The sequence below is a fragment of the Amycolatopsis cynarae genome (assembly GCF_026802195.1).
GTDB classification, from domain to species: domain Bacteria; phylum Actinomycetota; class Actinomycetes; order Mycobacteriales; family Pseudonocardiaceae; genus Amycolatopsis_E; species Amycolatopsis_E rhizosphaerae.
On record NZ_CP113836.1, the window covers coordinates 4,656,531 to 4,673,755 of the forward strand.

The 17,225-nt window shown below is 71.1% G+C and carries 17 protein-coding genes and 1 pseudogene; 2 read left to right on the forward strand and 16 right to left on the reverse strand.

Going from position 1 to position 17,225, the window contains the following annotated elements; genetic code table 11:
* Positions 1 to 213: 213 nt before the first annotated feature.
* Positions 214 to 1,038: pseudogene (locus ORV05_RS22195) on the reverse strand (glycosyltransferase family 87 protein); the annotation flags it as partial.
* 111 nt (positions 1,039 to 1,149) lie between these two features.
* Positions 1,150 to 1,680 carry a GtrA family protein gene (locus ORV05_RS22200; protein WP_268753949.1) on the reverse strand — a complete coding sequence of 177 codons (531 nt, stop codon included), beginning with the start codon at positions 1,678 to 1,680 and terminating at the stop codon, positions 1,150 to 1,152.
* Between the two features lie 135 nt (positions 1,681 to 1,815).
* Here ORV05_RS22200 and ORV05_RS22205 point away from each other — a divergent pair, with 135 nt between their 5' ends.
* Entirely contained in the window at positions 1,816 to 2,337 is a 522-nt protein-coding gene (locus ORV05_RS22205; RefSeq protein WP_268753950.1) for a YqaA family protein, read from the forward strand.
* Positions 2,338 to 2,365: 28 nt separating this feature from the next.
* On the opposite strand, the gene ORV05_RS22210 is transcribed toward ORV05_RS22205, so the two are convergent.
* The 12 genes from ORV05_RS22210 to ORV05_RS22265 all read right to left on the reverse strand — a co-directional run bounded on the left by ORV05_RS22210 (position 2,366) and on the right by ORV05_RS22265 (position 15,307).
* The gene (locus ORV05_RS22210; RefSeq protein WP_268753951.1) at positions 2,366 to 2,818 is read right to left on the reverse strand and encodes a hypothetical protein; all 453 of its coding nucleotides are present in this window, start codon (positions 2,816 to 2,818) and stop codon (positions 2,366 to 2,368) included.
* Complete coding sequence (gene dapB, locus ORV05_RS22215) at positions 2,815 to 3,579, reverse strand: 4-hydroxy-tetrahydrodipicolinate reductase (RefSeq protein WP_268753952.1); 765 nt, start codon at positions 3,577 to 3,579, stop codon at positions 2,815 to 2,817. The genes ORV05_RS22210 and dapB overlap by 4 nt, the downstream gene beginning before the upstream one ends.
* Positions 3,576 to 4,925: a M16 family metallopeptidase gene (locus ORV05_RS22220; RefSeq protein ID WP_268753953.1), complete on the reverse strand. Its 1,350-nt coding sequence runs from the start codon at positions 4,923 to 4,925 to the stop codon at positions 3,576 to 3,578. The genes dapB and ORV05_RS22220 overlap by 4 nt, the downstream gene beginning before the upstream one ends.
* Before the next feature lie 93 nt (positions 4,926 to 5,018).
* Positions 5,019 to 7,295, reverse strand: coding sequence for a polyribonucleotide nucleotidyltransferase (locus ORV05_RS22225; RefSeq protein WP_268753954.1), 2,277 nt, complete (start codon positions 7,293 to 7,295; stop codon positions 5,019 to 5,021).
* A 227-nt stretch (positions 7,296 to 7,522) separates the two neighbouring features.
* Positions 7,523 to 7,792, reverse strand: a complete 270-nt coding sequence (gene rpsO, locus ORV05_RS22230) for a 30S ribosomal protein S15 (RefSeq protein WP_144589395.1) — start codon at positions 7,790 to 7,792, stop codon at positions 7,523 to 7,525.
* A 124-nt stretch (positions 7,793 to 7,916) separates the two neighbouring features.
* On the reverse strand, positions 7,917 to 8,438 hold the full coding sequence (gene thpR, locus ORV05_RS22235) for an RNA 2',3'-cyclic phosphodiesterase (protein ID WP_268753956.1): 522 nt from the start codon (positions 8,436 to 8,438) through the stop codon (positions 7,917 to 7,919).
* Between the two features lie 2 nt (positions 8,439 to 8,440).
* Positions 8,441 to 8,920, reverse strand: coding sequence for a helix-turn-helix domain-containing protein (locus ORV05_RS22240; protein WP_268753957.1), 480 nt, complete (start codon positions 8,918 to 8,920; stop codon positions 8,441 to 8,443).
* Between the two features lie 196 nt (positions 8,921 to 9,116).
* Positions 9,117 to 10,082 (reverse strand): bifunctional riboflavin kinase/FAD synthetase, encoded by a 966-nt coding sequence (locus ORV05_RS22245; RefSeq protein ID WP_268753958.1) that lies wholly within the window; start codon positions 10,080 to 10,082, stop codon positions 9,117 to 9,119.
* Between the two features lie 194 nt (positions 10,083 to 10,276).
* Positions 10,277 to 11,119: a tRNA pseudouridine(55) synthase TruB gene (gene truB / locus ORV05_RS22250; RefSeq protein WP_268759860.1), complete on the reverse strand. Its 843-nt coding sequence runs from the start codon at positions 11,117 to 11,119 to the stop codon at positions 10,277 to 10,279.
* 103 nt (positions 11,120 to 11,222) lie between these two features.
* Positions 11,223 to 12,539, reverse strand: a complete 1,317-nt coding sequence (locus tag ORV05_RS22255) for an MFS transporter (protein ID WP_268759861.1) — start codon at positions 12,537 to 12,539, stop codon at positions 11,223 to 11,225.
* Between the two features lie 442 nt (positions 12,540 to 12,981).
* Entirely contained in the window at positions 12,982 to 14,292 is a 1,311-nt protein-coding gene (locus ORV05_RS22260) for an MATE family efflux transporter (RefSeq protein WP_268753959.1), read from the reverse strand.
* Between the two features lie 34 nt (positions 14,293 to 14,326).
* Positions 14,327 to 15,307, reverse strand: a complete 981-nt coding sequence (locus ORV05_RS22265; RefSeq protein ID WP_268753960.1) for a DHH family phosphoesterase — start codon at positions 15,305 to 15,307, stop codon at positions 14,327 to 14,329.
* Positions 15,308 to 15,331: 24 nt separating this feature from the next.
* Between ORV05_RS22265 and ORV05_RS22270 the strand changes: the two genes are divergently transcribed.
* Positions 15,332 to 16,363 (forward strand): TRM11 family SAM-dependent methyltransferase, encoded by a 1,032-nt coding sequence (locus ORV05_RS22270; protein ID WP_268753961.1) that lies wholly within the window; start codon positions 15,332 to 15,334, stop codon positions 16,361 to 16,363.
* 60 nt (positions 16,364 to 16,423) lie between these two features.
* Here ORV05_RS22270 and rbfA read toward each other — a convergent pair whose 3' ends face one another.
* Together rbfA and ORV05_RS22280 are read right to left on the reverse strand one after the other, a co-directional pair.
* The gene (rbfA, locus tag ORV05_RS22275; protein WP_268753962.1) at positions 16,424 to 16,882 is read right to left on the reverse strand and encodes a 30S ribosome-binding factor RbfA; all 459 of its coding nucleotides are present in this window, start codon (positions 16,880 to 16,882) and stop codon (positions 16,424 to 16,426) included.
* Positions 16,883 to 16,902: 20 nt separating this feature from the next.
* Positions 16,903 to 17,196, reverse strand: a complete 294-nt coding sequence (locus ORV05_RS22280; RefSeq protein ID WP_144592195.1) for a DUF503 domain-containing protein — start codon at positions 17,194 to 17,196, stop codon at positions 16,903 to 16,905.
* Between the last annotated feature and the right edge of the window lie 29 nt (positions 17,197 to 17,225).

Sequence of the window (17,225 nt, forward strand, 5' to 3'; positions counted from 1 at the left end):
CTCCAGCGGCACCCAGTAATGCGGGGCGAGCCAGAGGATCACCACGGCCACCCAGCCGGCGAACAGCAGCCAGAACCGGTGCCGCTGGTACCCCATCACCAGGATCAAGGCCGCGGTGGGCAGCGCCAGTATCCAGTGGTGCGACCACGAAATCGGCGACACGAGCAGCACTCCGGCCGCGTTCACCCCGAGCGCGAGGGCGAGGTTGCCGTCGTCGAGCGCGCGCTTGGTGCCCAGCCAGGCCATCACCAGCACGGCGAGCACCCCCAGCCCGCCCGCCACGGTCAGCGTGTGGCCGCCGAGGCCCAGTTTCTCCAGGCTCGCCGTCACCGACTCGTTCGCGTGGATCGGGCCGATGTTCATGCCGGTCGCGTGGAAGACGCGGTCGGTCCAGTACTTGACGGAGTCACTGGGCGCGAGCACGAACGCGATCGCGGTCATCACCAGGAAGCTGACGAAGCTGGTGATCACCGCGCGGAAGTCGCGGCGCAGCAGGAAAAGCAGCACGAATCCGGCCGGGGTCAGCTTGATCGCCGCCGCGATGCCGATGAGCGCACCCCGCGGCCAGCGCGGGTTGGGGTGGAGGCAGTCCAGCGCCACCAGCATCATCAGCAGGACGTTGATCTGGCCCCAGAAGATCGTGTTGGCGACCGGGTGCGCGACGACCAGCACACAGGCACCCGCGACCACCATCCACGGCTTCGCGAGCAGCCCGCGCAGCTCCGGCGAGGACTTGCGGTAGGCGAGCAGGATCGGGAACAGCGCCAGGCAGGTCACCGCGGTGAGCAGCGGGTACCCGATGTGCGGCGGGACGATCGCCAGTGGAACGAACACGATCGCCGAGAACGGCGGGTACGTGTAGGGCAGCGGCCCGCCGATCGTGGACACGGGCAGTTGCGTGTAGATCGAATGCCCCTTGAGCAGGGTGTCCGCGCCGAGCCGGTACACGTCGACGTCGGTGGGCCACTTCCGGATGCCGTGCGCGTAGTAGGCGAGCGCACCGAACAGCACCACGGCCAGCAGCAACTCGAAACTCACGCGCGCGCGATCGGCGGCACTCCCGTATCTCAGGGTCGAGATGACAGATCTCAAAACGTTTCTCCCAGGTCCCGGCCAAGAGACGGACCGCGGATACAGACGCGGCTGCCCCTATCTTGGTTGCCTGCGCACCAGCCTCGTCGAGCGGGTCCCCTCTGTGGGCGCGGTCCGTGAACCGCCGAACACGAACCAGCGCAGTACGCAGTACATGAATACCGCCTCGCCGGTACCGGCCAGCACCCGGGACAGGTGATATTCCAGGCCGAGCGCCGCCAGCCCGCTGGACGCACCGAGGATGAACGCGAGGTAGTTGACGCCCACGGCGATCGCGTACCGCAGGGCCTGCCCCGAGACGGGCGCGTGCGACCGGAAGTTGAACACCCGGTTCAGTACGAAGCTCAGCCCGAACCCGCCCAGGTAGCCCGCGGTGACGGCGATGGGCAGGGGCAGCCCGAGTACCCCGCGGCCCAGGGTCAGCAGCGCGAGGTCCACGCTGAAGGTGAAGCCGTTGATGAGCGCGAACCCGACGAAGTTCGGCGCTATCACGGTGGCCAATCCGAAGGGCAGCCGGCGCACGATTCCCGCGCAGAAGCCGGCGAAGAGGTTCGCAGTGGTGTCGCCGGTGTCGCCGTTGTGCCGCACCGCGCCAGGTTTCCACCGGCAAGTGGCCGGGAGGTGACCAGTGGGTGGTCGGCAGGAAGCGGAAGAGTAGGGCTAACCCCAATGCCCCCAGTGCCCCGAACCGATACCGTCATCACAACGGTTTGGGGAGGCGCGATGCTCGGCTGGTTCTGCCTGACGCTCGGGGTGGCGTTCGGCTCCGCGCTCCTGCCCCTGATCAGTGTCGAGGTGTTCGTCGTCGGCCTGATGGCCACCGAGCCGACGGCGCGGTGGTTCCTCGTCGGGGCCGCGGTGGCCATCGGCCAGGTCGCCGGGAAACTGCTGTACTACCTCGCCGCGCGCGGCTCGATCCGGCTCCCGCCCTGGCTGCACGACCGCCTGCACCGGCAACGCCCGCCGACGCGGTGGCGGCAGCGCTGGCACGAGCGCACCAAGGGCCTGCGCGTCAGGCTCGACGCCCTGCGGGAACGCTGTCACCGGCATCCGCACTGGATGACCGGGACCTACGGGGTCAGTTCGGTGGTGGGGGTGCCGCCGTTCATGGCGACCACGGTGCTGGCGGGCCTGGTGGCCATGCCGCTGGTCACCTTCATCGCCGCCGGGCTGGCCGGCCGCTTCGTCCGCTACAGCGTGCTCGCGTCCTTTCCGGCCCTGTTCTCGTCCTGGCTGCACTGGTGAGTGCGCCCAGCGGGCCGGGAAAGACGGGCTACTTCGCGTGCTCGGCGGCCTCGAGGTCGAGGGCCTTGCGCATCGCGGCGCGGGCGCGACGGCGGTCACCGGCGAGGTCGTAGGCATGGGCCAGCCGGTACCACCGCCGCCAGTCCCCGGGGTGCTCCTCCAGTTCGGCGCGGCGTTGCTCGAACCACGCGTCGGCGGCGTCACGGTCCACCCGGCCGGAGGGCCGCCGCGGCAGGTCCGAGACGTCGGGCAGCCCGCCCTCCTCGTCCAGCCGCCGCGACAGGTGCTGGATGCGCAGGCCGGACCGCCAGGTGGCGATGATCATCCACACCCCGAGCAGCGGCAGCACCAGCACGGCCACGCCCAGGGCGATCCCGGCCGCGCTGCCGGTCCTCACCAGCTGGACGGCCCGGTCGGCGAGCAGCACCAGGTAGACCACGAGAGCCGCGGTCATCACCAGGGCGACGTTGCGGGCCTTCACAGGTCGAGCACGTTCTCCAGGCCCACGGTGAGGCCCGGTCGCCGGAGTACTTCCCGCACGCCGACGAGCACGCCGGGCATGAACGAGACACGGTCCAGGGAATCGTGGCGGACGGTGAGGGTCTCCCCGGGAGCGCCGAAGAGGATCTCCTCGTGCGCGACGAGCCCCGGCAGCCGCACCGAATGCACCCGCACGTCCTCGACGAGCGCACCGCGGGCCCCGTCGAGTTCGCTGGTGGTCGCGTCGGCACCCGGTTTGAGCCCCGCCTCCCGCCGGGCCTGGCCGATCAGCGCCGCGGTGTGCGCGGCGGTGCCGGAGGGGGCGTCGGCCTTGCGGTTGTGGTGCAGTTCGACGATCTCGACGGACTCGTAGTAGCGCGCCGCCTGGACGGCGAAACGCATCGCGAGCACCGCGCCGAGCGCGAAGTTCGGGGCGATCAGCACGCCGAGCCCCGGCTGGGGCCGCAGCCACTCGCGCAGCGTGTCCAGCCGCTCCCCGGTGAAGCCCGTCGTGCCCACCACGGCGTGGATGCCGTGCTCGGTGGCGAAACGCAGGTTGTCCATCACCACGTTCGGCCGCGTGAAGTCGACGACCACCTCGGCGCCGGCGTCGGTGAGCTCGGACAGCGCGCCGCCCGAGCCGATCGCGGCGGCGAGGGTCATGTCCGGCGCGGCCGTCACGGCCTTCACCACCTGGGTGCCCATCTGCCCGTGGGCGCCGAGCACCCCCACCCTGATCGGGTCGTTTTCGCCGCGGGTCATGAAGCGATCACCTCGTGCAGATCGGCAGGCAGGTCGTCGTCATGAGCGTACGGCCCGACCACCGCGCCCGCGGACACCCCACCCGGGGCGCGGAAGAGGGTGCGAGCCAGGTCATACACCTGTTCCGTGGTAACCGCTTCGATCCGCGCGACCGTCTCGTCGACGCTTTCGTACAGCCCGAAGTTGAGCTCCTGCTTGCCGATCCGCGACATGCGGGAGGCCGTGTCCTCCAGGCCGAGCACCAGCCCGCCCCGGAGCTGCCCCTTGGCGCGCGCCACTTCGGCGTCGGTGAACCCATCCTTGCCGACCTGCCCGAGCAGATCGCGGAGCACGTTCGCCACCTCGCCGAGCTTGTCCGGCTGGCAGCCCGCGTACACCGACAGATGCCCGGTATCGGCGTAACCGGACACCGACGAGTAGACCTGGTAGGCCAGGCCGCGCCGCTCGCGGATCTCCTGGAACAGCCGGGAACTCATCCCGCCGCCCAGCGCGGCGTTGAGCACGTTGAGCGCGTAACGCCGCTCGTCGTGCCGGGACGGTGCGCGCATCCCGAGCATCACGTGCGCCTGCTCGGTGTCGTCGGTGTGCAGCACGAGCCTGCGTTCGGCGGTGATCCTCGCCCGGCCGCGCCGCGGCGCCACCGGGGTGTCCGAACCGGACAGCCGGTCCCGCAAAGCCTTGCGCACCAGGCGGAGCACCTGGGCGTGCTCGATGTTGCCCGCCACCGCGAGGACCATTCGCGGCAGGCGGTAGCGGCGGCGGTAGAAGCCCCGCAGCGCGGCGGGCAACATCCCGGTGATCGACTCTTCGGTGCCCAGCACCGGTTTCGCCAGGGGATGGCCCGCGAGCACGGTGCTGACGAAGGTCTCGTGCAGCAGGTCTTCCGGGTCCTCGTCGCGCATCGCGATCTCGTCGAGGACCACGCTGCGCTCGGTGTCCACATCGGAATCCGTGCACAGTGCCTCGAACACCACGTCGGTGACCAGGTCCATGGCCAGCGGCAGGTCCTCGTCGAGGACCTGGGCGTAGTAGCAGGTGTGTTCCTTGGCGGTGAACGCGTTGAGCTCGCCGCCGACCGCGTCGATCTCCTCGGCGATCTGCGTCGCGCTGCGGTGCGTGGTGCCCTTGAACAGCAGGTGTTCCAGGTAGTGCGCGGCCCCGGCCACGCTCTCCGGCTCGTCGCGGGAGCCGATGCCCACCCAGAGGCCGACCGTGGCGGAGCGCACTCCCGGCACCTGTTCGGTGATCACGCGGAGGCCGCCCGGCAGGACCGTCCGCCGGACGGAGGTGTCCAGGGTGCGCGTGCTGCCCACCGGCTGCTCGTACCCCGGTATCTGTCGCGCCATGTGTTCCTTTAGCGAATGTCGTGGATCGGATGGCCGGCAGCCGCGAACGGCCCGTCCGAGGCGAAGCTCGGACGGGCCGTCGGGACTACCGGATCACTGAGCGGTGTCGGACTTCTCCGCCCCGGCCTCGCCCTGCTTCTCGGCGGTCTCGCCCTTCTCGGCGGTCTCTTCCTCGTCCTTGACCAGGACCAGGCTGATCTTGCCGCGGTTGTCGATGTCGGCGATCTCGACGCGGAGCTTGTCGCCCACGTTGACCACGTCCTCGACCTTGCCGATGCGCTTGCCGTTACCCAGCTTCGAGATGTGGATCAGGCCGTCCTTGCCCGGCAGCAGCGAGACGAACGCGCCGAACGCGGCCGTCTTCACCACGGTACCGAGGAACCGCTCGCCCACCTTCGGCAGCTGCGGGTTGGCGATGGCGTTGATCTTGCTGATCGCCGCCTCCGCCGACGGGCCGTCGGCCGCGCCCACGTAGATCGTGCCGTCGTCCTCGATGGAGATGTCGGCGCCGGTCTCCTCGGTGATCGAGTTGATCATCTTGCCCTTCGGCCCGATGACCTCGCCGATCTTGTCGACCGGGATCTTCACGCTGGTCACGCGCGGCGCGTACGGGCTCATCTCGTCGGGGCCGTCGATGGCCTCGGCGATCACCTCGAGGATGGTCAGGCGGGCGTCCTTGGCCTGCTTCAGCGCGGCCGCCAGCACCTCGCTCGGGATGCCGTCGAGCTTGGTGTCCAGCTGCAGCGCGGTGATGAAGTCCTTGGTGCCCGCGACCTTGAAGTCCATGTCGCCGAAGGCGTCCTCGGCACCGAGGATGTCGGTCAGCGCGACGTACTCGGTCTTGCCGTCGACCTGGTCGGACACCAGGCCCATCGCGATGCCCGCCACCGGCGCCTTCAGCGGCACACCGGCGTTGTACAGCGCCATGGTCGAGGCGCACACCGACCCCATCGAGGTGGAGCCGTTGGAGCCCAGCGCCTCCGACACCTGGCGGATCGCGTAGGGGAACTCGTCCCGCTTGGGCAGCACCGGCACCAGCGCGCGCTCGGCGAGCATGCCGTGCCCGATCTCCCGCCGCTTCGGCGAACCGACACGGCCGGTCTCGCCGGTGGAGAACGGCGGGAAGTTGTAGTGGTGCAGGTAGCGCTTGGTGGTCTCCGGGGACAGCGAGTCGATCTGCTGCTCCATGCGCAGCATGTTCAGCGTGGTGACACCCAGGATCTGGGTCTCGCCGCGCTCGAACAGCGCCGAACCGTGCGCCCGGGGCACCACGCTCACCTCGGCGGACAGCTGCCGGATGTCGGTCAGGCCACGGCCGTCGATGCGGACCTTGTCGCGCAGGATGCGCTGGCGGATCAGCTTCTTGGTCAGCGCGCGGAACGCGGCACCGATCTCCTTGTCCCGGTTTTCGAAGGCCTCGCCCTCGCCGAGGCCGACCTTGGCCACCACGGCGGCCTTGACCTCGTCGATGGTGTTTTCGCGCTCCTGCTTGCCCGCGATGGTGAGCGCACGGGCCAGGTCGTCGGTCGCGATCGCGGCGACCGCGTCGAAGGCGTCGGGCTCGTAGGCCGGGAACAGCGGGAACTCGCCGGTCGGCTTGGCGGCCACCTCGGCGAGGCGCTGCTGCGCCTCGCACAGCACCCGGATGAACGGCTTGGCCGCGTCCAGGCCCTCGGCCACGGTCTGCTCGTCGGGCGCCTTCGCGCCGCCGGCGATCAGGTCCAGGGTGTGCTCGGTGCCCTCCGCCTCGACCATCATGATCGCGACGTCGGACTCGCCCTCACCGACCACGCGGCCGGCGACCACCATGTTGAAGGTGGCCTTCTCCAGCTGAGCCCAGGTCGGGAACGCCACCCACTGGCCCTCGATCAGCGCGACGCGCACGCCGCCGATCGGGCCGGAGAACGGCAGGCCGCCGATCTGGGTGGAGGCCGAAGCCGCGTTGATCGCCAGCACGTCGTACGGGTCGTCCGGGTGCAGGCTCTGCACCGTGACCACGATCTGGATCTCGTTGCGCAGCCCGTCGGCGAACGACGGCCGCAGCGGCCGGTCGATCAGGCGGCAGGTCAGGATCGCGTCGGTGGAGGGACGGCCCTCGCGGCGGAAGAACGCACCCGGGATCCGGCCCGCGGCGTACATCCGCTCCTCGACGTCCACCGTCAGCGGGAAGAAGTCGAAGTGCTCCTTCGGCTGCTTGGAGGCGGTGGTCGCCGACAGCAGCATGGTCTCTTCGTCCAGGTAGGCCACGACGGCCCCGGCGGCCTGCCGGGCCAGCCTGCCCGTCTCGAAGCGGATCGTGCGGGTGCCGAACTTGCCGTTGTCGATGACGGCTTCGGTTTCGTGCACCGTGAATCCGCCTGCGTCGGTCATCTGTTGAACTCTCCTCGTTCGTATGGCGACATCTGCGCCCCGCCCGTGCGGGGCATCGCGCGAGGAACGAGGCCGGTCTTCGATCGAAGCCCCCGGGACCACTCCCGGACGCCACTACCGAGGACCGGCGAAGAAGTCCTCGCGCTCGGTCGCCTGCCTCTTTGTTGCTTGCTTCTTCTTATGGACCGAGGGGGAGCGACCGGGTGGTCACTCCCCCTCGGGCGATGTCATCGGCGGAGGCCGAGTCGCTGGATCAGCGACCGATACCGTTCGATGTCCACCTTCATCACGTAGTTGAGCAGCCGGCGACGACGGCCGACCAGCAGCAGCAGCCCGCGACGCGAGTGGTGGTCGTGCTTGTGCACCTTGAGGTGCTCGGTGAGGCCGACGATCCGCTTCGTCAGCAGGGCGACCTGGGCCTCGGGGGATCCGGTGTCCGAGTCGTGCAGGCCGTACTCGGAGAGGATCGACTTCTTCTCGTCGGTGGACAGCGCCACTGTGGGTGTTCTCCTTGCTCTGTCTGTGCCGTGCGGCCCGGACGCGCTTCTCGCGCCGGGTGAGTCGGTCACGGCCGCCACGGACTGCAGCCGGACCCAGTACTCCAGGGTATCAGGCAGGTACTCACCCGGCCTGCCGGGACACGAGCGGAAACCGCTCGACTACGGAATACTGCGCGCCCTGGGGAGTGCGGTCGCTGCGCATGAGCACCGCCTCGGCGGGTTCCCACGGCTCGCTCGCGAAGCCCGACAAGCCGTGCGCCAGTTCCCGCGGCACCATGCGCTTGGTGCGCGCCACGGTCAGATGCGGCAGGTAGGGCCGCTCTTCCTGCTCCGCACCGGCCGCCGCGGCCAGTTCGGCGAGGCCTTCGCTGTAGACCCCGACGTAGAGCACGTGGGAGAAGGAACCGGCGCCTTCGAGCCGCACCAGGGGCGCCGCCCGGCCCGCCAGTGCCGTGCGCAGCCACCCCGCCCGCGAGGCGGGCTCGGCCGGATCGCCGGACTCGCCGTAGAAGCCGAGCGTGATGTGCCACTGTTCGGGCGCCACCCAGCGGATCCCCGGCCCGGCGTCCGGCAGGCCGTCCAGATGGGAGCGCAGGGAGGCGACGATCGCCTCCGGCAGCAGCACAGCGGAAAACAGCAGCATGGTCACCCCTGCAGCCCGGCGCGGCGGAGCAGGTCGGCGATCGCGGGGAACTCCTCGTCGAGCCGTTTGGCCGCCTCGGCGAGGTCCTCGTCCTCGGCGATGTCGCGCAGCGCGGCCAGGACCAGCTGGTCGTCGGTCACCGCGGCGACCGGGATGTTGTCGCGGCCCACCATCGGCCGCGAATCCTTGACGTCCTCGAGCGCGGCCACCAGCGCCGCCTTGTGCCCGGCCGCCACCTCCGGGATGAGGCACTTGCGCTCGAGCATGATCATCCGGGCGAGGACCACCGGGTTGCCGATCTTGGCCCGCCGCCCGCTCATCACCTGGCTCAGCATGGGAGCACTGATCCCGAGCACCTCCGCAAGATAAGCCTGCGACACGTCGAACGCCACCACGAGACGGCGCACCCGGTCGCCGAGCGGTTCCCCGTACCATTCCCGTTGCAGTGCGATGTTGCGCTGGACGATCTTGTGGTCATCCACGGTTGGCTGCTCCCCAAGTCTGCGCGGGCCCTCCGCCCGCGATCGGCCACGCTGAACGGTCCTGGGCGGCTCGCCCACCAGGCCTCCTCACTCCCCGATCGGAGCCGGCTACCACCGGTGCCCCGCATCTTGCCAGGCCGGGCGGGCCGGGCGGGCCGGTTTTGCGGAACCGGTCCCGACCACTTCCGGCCAGTCGTCACCCCTCGGTGAGGCCGAGGATCTCGCGGGTGCGCTTCACGTCGTCGTCGATGCGCTCGACCAGCGCTTCCGGGGTGGAGAAGCGGATCTGGTCGCGCAGCCGGGCGATGAAGTCCAGCGCCACGTGCTGGCCGTAGAAGTCCTCGTCGACGTCGAGCACGAACGCCTCGACCGTGCGTTCCCGCCCGGAGAACGTCGGGTTGGTGCCCACCGAGACCGCGGCGGGCAGCCTCCGTCCGGGATCGGCGGCCCGCACGAACCAGCAGCAGTACACGCCGTCCGCCGGCACCGCGGCGAACCGCGGGGTGGACAGGTTCGCCGTGGGGTAGCCGAGATCGTGGCCACGGCCGTCACCCCGCACAACAATGCCTTCCAGCCGGTGCGGCCTGCCGAGCGCCTCCGCGGCCGCTTCGACGTCCCCGGCGTCGATGCAGGCGCGCACGTAGGTCGAGGAGAAGGTGATCTCCGGCTTGTCGCCCACGGCCTGCCCGGCGCCCTGCAGTTCGGCCCCGTAGGTGACGAACCCGAACCGGCGGCCGAGCTCCTTCAGCAGGGCCACGTTGCCCGCGGCCTTCGCGCCGAAGGTGAAGTTCTCCCCCACCACCACCGCCGCCGCGTGCAGCCGGTCCACCAGGATCTCGTGCACGAATTCGTGCGCGGGCACGCGCATGAGCTCCGGGGTGAACGGAAGCACCGCGAACACGTCGACGCCGAGTTCCTCGACGAGCTCCGCCTTGCGGCGCAGCGTCGTCAGCTGCGCCGGATGGCTGCCCGGCCGGATCACCTCGGAGGGATGCGGGTCGAAGGTCAGCACCACGCTGGGCAGCCCGCGGGACCGGGCGATCTCCACCGTCTTGCCGATCAGGGCCTGGTGTCCGCGGTGCACCCCGTCGAACACCCCGATCGTGACCACGCACCGTCCCCAGCCGCCGGGGAGATCTTCCAGACCACGCCACCTCTGCACGGAGCCCACCTTAGGGTGTGTATCGAAGTCGGTGAGAGTCAGCGCGGAGTTGCGGTCTCGAAGCGACGGAGCCGCTTGCTCCACGCCGTCAACTGGCACCGCCACCCGCACCGCCACGCAAACCACTGTGATACCGGTCTTGGAGAACGCCGGACGTGGTTCGCGTGGCGGTGCCGCCGCGGGCACCTGCGACCTCAGGCGGGGTCGAGCACGACGATCGAGCGGGCCACACCACCCGCGTCCACCGCCAGCGCGAGCGCCCGGCCGTCCGGCCCGAACACCCCGTAGGTGCCCTCCAGCCCCGAAGCGCGCACCTGCTGTCCATATTGGACGGCCTTCGCGGTGCGGGCGTCCACGTCGTAGCGCGGGAAGGCGGTGGCCACCGCGGAGGACAAGTCGTGCGAGAGCACAGGGTCCGCCTCAAGCTGCTCGAGGGTGCGCGCGGTGGCGAGGGTGAACGGGCCCACGGTGGTGCGGCGCAATGCGGCGAGGTGCCCGCCGACGCCGAGCGCCTTGCCGAGATCGCGGGCGAGCGCGCGGACGTAGGTGCCCGAAGAGCACTCCACCACCGCGTCGAGCTCGATCCGGTCCGCTTCGCGCCGCGTGGCCAGCAGGTCGAAGCGGTAGACGGTGACCCTGCGCGGCGGCAGCGCGACTTCTTCGCCCGCACGGACCCTGGCGTAGGCGCGCTTGCCCGCCACCTTCACCGCGCTCACCGCGCTCGGCACCTGCTCGATCTCACCGGTCAGCGCGGCGATCCCGGCGGCGATCCGCTCGTCGGTGACCGCGGCGAGCGCCTCGGGCCCGGCGGTGGACAACGGCTCGCCCTCGACGTCGTCGGTGGTGGTCGAAGCGCCGAGGGAGAACGTGGCCAGGTACGTCTTGCGGTCCAGCGCCAGGTGGCCGAGCAGCTTGGTGGCCCGCTCGATGCCGAGGACGAGCACACCGGTGGCCATCGGGTCGAGCGTGCCGGCGTGCCCGACCTTGCGCGTCCCCATGATGCGGCGGACCCGCGCGACCACGTCGTGCGAGGTCATCCCCGGCGGCTTGTCGACGACGAGAAGTCCGGGCGGTGGAGGCGTTTTCTGCACGAGACGCAACCTTAAGGCGTGCCGGTGCGGCGGGTGCCGCGCAGGTGGCTCAGGCGGCCTGGGGCGCCGGGGCGGGCTCGGGCACCGCCGCGTCCCACCGGCGGCGCCGGATCCGCACCGGGACCTGCTCGCCGCGGGCCTGCGCCTCGAACAGCGCCAGGCGGGCCCGCCGCCACCACCGCAGCACCTGGCCGGTGCCCAGCGCCAGCACTGCGACCACGGCCAGCAGTGCGAGGCGGAAGTCGCCGCCGGTCGCCTGCAGCAGCACCCCGACGGCCAGCGCGGCGACCGTGGTGGCGAGGAACCCACCCACGTTGACCACACCGGTGGCGGTGCCCACCCGCCGCAGCGGGTTGTAGTCCCTGGCCAGCGCGAACCCGATCATCGACGCCGGTCCGCCCAGGGACAGGAAGGCGAACGCGGGCACCAGCACCGCGACCGGCACCGTGCCCGGCCAGCCCAGCAGCACCGCCCACACCAGTGCGGCCCCGCCGAGGTAGCCGCCCGCCAGCGGCATCCGCAGCCCTGGACGGCGGCCGATGGCCCCGCCGAGCAGGGGACCGCCGAACATCGCCCCGAAGACGAACACCGTGAGCAGGGCGCTCGCCGTGGCCTTGGGCAGCCCTTCGCCCTGCACCAGGTACGGCACCCCCCACAGCAGCGTGAGCACGTTGGGCCCGAACGCGGTGGTGAAATGCACCCAGAAGCCGAGCCGCGTGCCGGGCACGCGCCAGGCGGAGGCGATCTGGCCCAGCAGCGCCCGCCGGTCCACCCGCACCGGTTCGGCGGCGCCGGTGGGCGTGTCCCGCACGCGCAGCGCGACCACGACCGAGTAGACCGCGGTGAGCAGGCCCGCGGCGAGGAAGGTCGGAGTCCAGCCCGGCCCGGCGAGCAGCAGCGTGAGCGGGATGGTCGCGGCGAGGTTGCCGACGAAGCCGACGGCCCCGGTCAGCGACGCGACGACGGCGTACTGGCGGGCCGGGAAGTGGGCGGCGACCAGGCGCAGGACGCTGACGAAGGTCATCGCGTCGCCGAAGCCGAGCACGCCGCGGGCGAGCAGGCCGGGGCCGTAGGAATGCGCCAGCGCCAGCAGGGTCTGGCCGAGGCCGAGGAACAGCAGCGCGGCGATCAGGACGCGGCGCGGGCCGTAGCGGTCGACGAGGACGCCGGTGGGGATCTGCATCGCGGCGTACACGCCGACCTGCAGGACGGTGAAGGTGCCCAGCGCGGCCGCGCCGACGTGGAAGCGGCCGGCGGCTTCCAGGCCCGCCACCCCGAAGGAGGTGCGGTGGAAGACGGAGAGGAGGTAGACGAAGACTGCGGTGGACCAGACGAGCCACGACCGGCGGCTGGCCTTGCCGATCACGGGTGCGTGCTCGGGCGGCACGAAGGGAGGCCTCCTTCGGGATGCGGACGCGGTACGGACACGGGCCCTGGACACGGCAGCCCCGACGTTTGTATCCGCTCGGCAACCGAAATCCTTACCGCCGCAAAGACCGCTGTTGCCGAAATCACGGTTCCACAATCTGTGGCCGGGAACGGGCCGTGAGGGGATCCCTCACAGCCGTTTTCGACCAGGGTCCGGCAAAGTCCGGTCGGCTCGGGTCCGCCGGGTGAGTCCCACGCTCGGGTGCGTGTGTCCCACGCTGGAGCCGGGGCGGGATGCCCTGAAGGTCGCCTTCAGGGTCATCAACGCCCTCAAGGCCACCTTGAGGGCACACCCCCAGCCCGGGAAGGGCCGTTCCCCCATCGAACAACTGCCGTGAGGGGACCCCTCACGGCGACGCGCAGCCCCCGTGGAACGGGCTCTAGCGGACGGCGCCGGGGACGGCCCAGTGGCCGGAGCGCCAGCGGAGGACCACGGCGATCAGCCGCAGCACCATGAACAGCGACAGGCCGGTCCAGATCCCGGCCAGGCCCCAGCCCAGGCCCAGCGACAGCCAGATCACCGGCAGAAAGCCGATTCCGGCGGACAGCAGGGTCGCGGTGCGGAGGAAGGCCGCGTCCCCGGCGCCGAGGAGGACGCCGTCGAGCGCGAACACCACCCCGGCCACCGGCTGCAGAGCGACGAAGAACCACCAGGCGTGCGGGATCTCGGCGAGCACTCCCGCGTCGGAGGTGAACGCGCCGGGCAGCACCGCCGACATCGCCGCGAACACCACCCCCAGCAGGCACCCGAAGACCAGCCCGTAACCGGTCACCTGCGCGGCCACCCCCCGCGCCTGCCGCCCCGAGCCGGAGCCGAGCGCGGCGCCGACGAGGGACTGCGCGGCGATGGCCAGCGAGTCCAGCACCAGCGCGAGGAACATCCACAGCTGCAGCACGATCTGGTGCGCCCCGACGGCCGCGGTCGAGGTGCGGGCCGCGACCGCGGCGGCGGAGAGGAAGCACGCCTGGAAGGCGAGGCTGCGCAGCACCAGGTCCCGGCCGAGGCCGAGTTGCGCGCGCATCACCGCCGGACGCGGCCGCAGCGACACCCGCTCGGCGACCAGTGCCCGCAGGAACAGGCTCGCCGACACGACCTGCGCCACCAGGTTCGCCACCGCCGAGCCTTCCAGCCCCCAGCCCGCCCAGTACACCAGCGCCGGGCACAGCACCGCGGAAATCCCGTTGCCCAGCAACACGAACCGCAGCGGCCGCACCCCGTCCTGCACCCCGCGCAGCCAGCCGTTGCCCGCCATGGTGACCAGGATCAGCGGCGCGCCGAACAGCGCGATCCGCAGCCAGGACACGGCCTGTGCGGCGATCTCGTCGCTGCCGGAGAGTCCCCGCGCGATCGGCCAGGCCAGCAACTGGCCCGCGACCACCAGTACGAGCCCGACCGCCAGCGCCAGCCAGGTCGCCTGCACCCCCTCGGCCACCGCCTCGGCGCGGCGGCCCGCGCCGTGCAGGCGGGCGGTGCGGGCCGTGGTGCCGTAGGACAGGAAGGTCAGCTGGGTCGAGATCTGGGACAGCACGACCCCGCCGAGCGCGAGCCCGGCCAGCGGCAACGCGCCGAGGTGCCCGACGACGGCGGTGTCCACGAGCACGTACAGCGGTTCGGCGGCGAGCACGCCCAGGGCGGGCAGGGCCAGCCCCAGCACGCGCCGGGCGGGCACGCGTTCGACGGTGGTCAGCACCTCCGCAGGTTAGCGGGAGGGACCGACCAAAAACTCACAACAACGGCGCCGAGGCGAGTGCGGCCCGCACCGCGTCGAGGACCTCCTCGGCCGTCCCGTGGCCCGTGCAGCCGGCGGCCAGCCGGTGCCCGCCCCCGCCGAGGCTGCGCGCCGCGACGGACACGTCGATCTTGCCCACGGCCCGCAGCGACACCGTCCACTCCCCTGGCTCCTGTTCCTTGAGCACCGCGGCGACCTCGGCCTCGCTGGTCGAGCGCACCACATCGATCACGCCCTCGACCTCCTCCAGCCGCACCCCGGCGGCCGCTTCCCTGGTCACCACCGCGTGTACGAGCCCGAAGCCCTGCGCGGCCCCCGGTTCCAGGCGTGCGGTGGCGAGCACCTTCGACAGCATCGGCAGCCAGGCGAACGGATGGTCGTCGATCACTTCACGGGCGATGCGATCGGGATCGACGCCCGCTTCGAGCAGCCGTGCCGCCATGCGGTGCGTGGACGGGCGGGCCCGGCGGAATCCCCCGGTATCGGTGACGAGACCGGCGTAGAGCGCCCTGGCCATGGGCTCGTCCAGCGGGACGCCGAGGCCGTCGATGAGCTGGAGGACGAGCACGGCGGTGGCCTCGGCGGCGACGTCGACGATGTGGTGCGTGCCGTAGCGGGTGTTGGAGGCGTGGTGGTCCACCACGAGCACCGCACCGCCGGCGGCCCTCGTGGCCTCGACGCGGTCGGCGAGGGAACCGAGGCGGTCCGGAACCGGCGTGTCCAGGCAGACCAGCAGCTCCGTGGTGGCGGGGACCTGGTCGGCGGGCACCACGAGCCCGCCGACGTCGAGGCCCCGCAGGCTTTCCGGCGTCCGGTCCGGGATCGCGAACGACACTCGCACGGTGGCGCCGCGCAGGCTGAGCGCCCGGCCGAGGGCCAGTGCGCTGCCGAGGGCGTCGGCGTCCGGGCGGACGTGGGCGAGCAGGGTGACGTCAGTGGCGTCGCTCAGGAGGTCGAGCGGCGAAGAAGGGCTCATGGCCGCAAGTTACGCTCTCCTGCGATGTTCGACTACGGGATCCTCCTCTATCCGGCCGCCAACCGGGTCTACGCCGACGCCTCTCCCTCGCTGCTGCGCGCCGAACTGGCGGTGTTCGGCGAGGCCATGAGCACCACGCCGTCCGACCTCGGGGAGCGCCGCATCGGCGGCGTCGGCTACGTGACCTTCTCGACCGCGGAGCGTCTGTCCGAACAGGACGTCGCGCTGCTGTCCAACCTGTCCTCCTGCTACGCCCTGTTCGAGCTGACCGGTGACCTGCTCCGTCCGGTGGACATCGCCGGGCTGGACAAGTTCGACACGGACCTGCTGACCATCCAGAAGTACCCCGGCAAGACAAACGAGCTGTTCACCAAGCTGCTGCTGAACGTGACGCTGCTGTCCGCCTCGGACCCCCTGGCCTTCCTGGAACGGCCGGTGCACGTGCTGGATCCGTTGTGCGGCCGGGGAACCACGCTCAACCAGGCGATGATCTACGGGCTCGACGCGACCGGGTTCGAGCTCGACGGGCGGGACTTCGAGGCCTACGAAAGGTTCATCAAGACCTGGCTGCGCGGAAAGCGGATCAAGCACACCGCCGAGTCCGGGCAGCTGCGGCGCAACAAGGTCAAGCTCGGCCAGCGGCTGGAGATCACGTTCGGGCTGACCAAGGAGCAGTACAAGGCGGGCGAGGCCCGGCGGATCGTCTACTACAACTGCGACACGGTCACCGCCGCCGAACTGCTCAAGGCCGGGTCGGTCGACGTCATCGTGACCGACGCCCCGTACGGCGTGCAGCACGGCAGCCACCGGCCCGAAGACCTTTCGCGCAGTCCCCGGGAGCTGCTCGCCGAAGCCGTGCCCGCCTGGGTGCGGACGCTGCGGTCCGGCGGCGCGCTCGGCATCTCGTGGAACACGCATGTCGCCAAGCGGGAAGAGCTCGCGCACCTCCTCACCGCGGCGGGCCTGCGGGTCCGGGAGGGCGGGCCGTTCGGCGAGTTCGCGCATCGCGTGGACCAGGCGATCCACCGTGACCTGATGGTGGCCGTGAAGCCCTGAGCCGGGCAGCGGCGAGGGCGGAAAACATCGGGCCCCGGCAGTCTCGCCGGGGCCCGGTGCTCACTCGTCCTCTTCGTCCTCGGTCTCTTCCCGCGGAGCGCGGTAAGGATCGGCGTCGCCCGCGTGCTGGGCGCTGGTGGCCCGGCGGGCCACCTCCGCATCGGCCTCGCGGGCCTTCGCGAGCAGATCCTCGATGTGCCGTGCCACATCGGGCACCGTGTCCGCGACGAAGGTCAGGGTCGGGGTGAACCGCACCCCGGTGCCCTGCCCGACCTTGGTGCGCAGCACGCCGCGAGCCGAGGCCAGCGCTGCCGCCGCACCCGCGAAATCCGGGGCGGATTCGAGGTTCTCGCCCAGCACCGTGTAGTACACGGTGGCGTCGTGCAGGTCGGCGGTGACCTTGGTGTCGGTGATGGTCACGTAGTTCAGCCGCGGATCCTTGATGTCGTGCTCGATGGCCGAGGCCACGATCTGCGAGATCCGCTTCGACAGTTTGCGTGCGCGAGCCGGGTCGGCCATCGCACATCCCCTACTTTCTTTCAGTCGTGCGGTCCGAGCAGCCTGCGGTGCGCGGACAGCAGCTCCAGCTCCGGCCGCCCCACCATGAACCGCTCACACTCGTCGAGCACGTCACGGACGTGCTCGCTGTCCGCGGCCACCGCCGCCACCCCGATCAGGGCGCGGCGATGCAGGTCCAGGTGCCCGGCCTCGGCGACGGCCACGTCGAACCGCTTGCGCAGCTCGGCGAGCACCGGCCGCACCACGGACCGCTTCTGCTTCAGCGACCGGACATCGCCCAGCAGCAGGTCGAACTCGAGCGCTCCTACGAACATGACAACTCCCCGGCGAAGCCCGGGGCCGG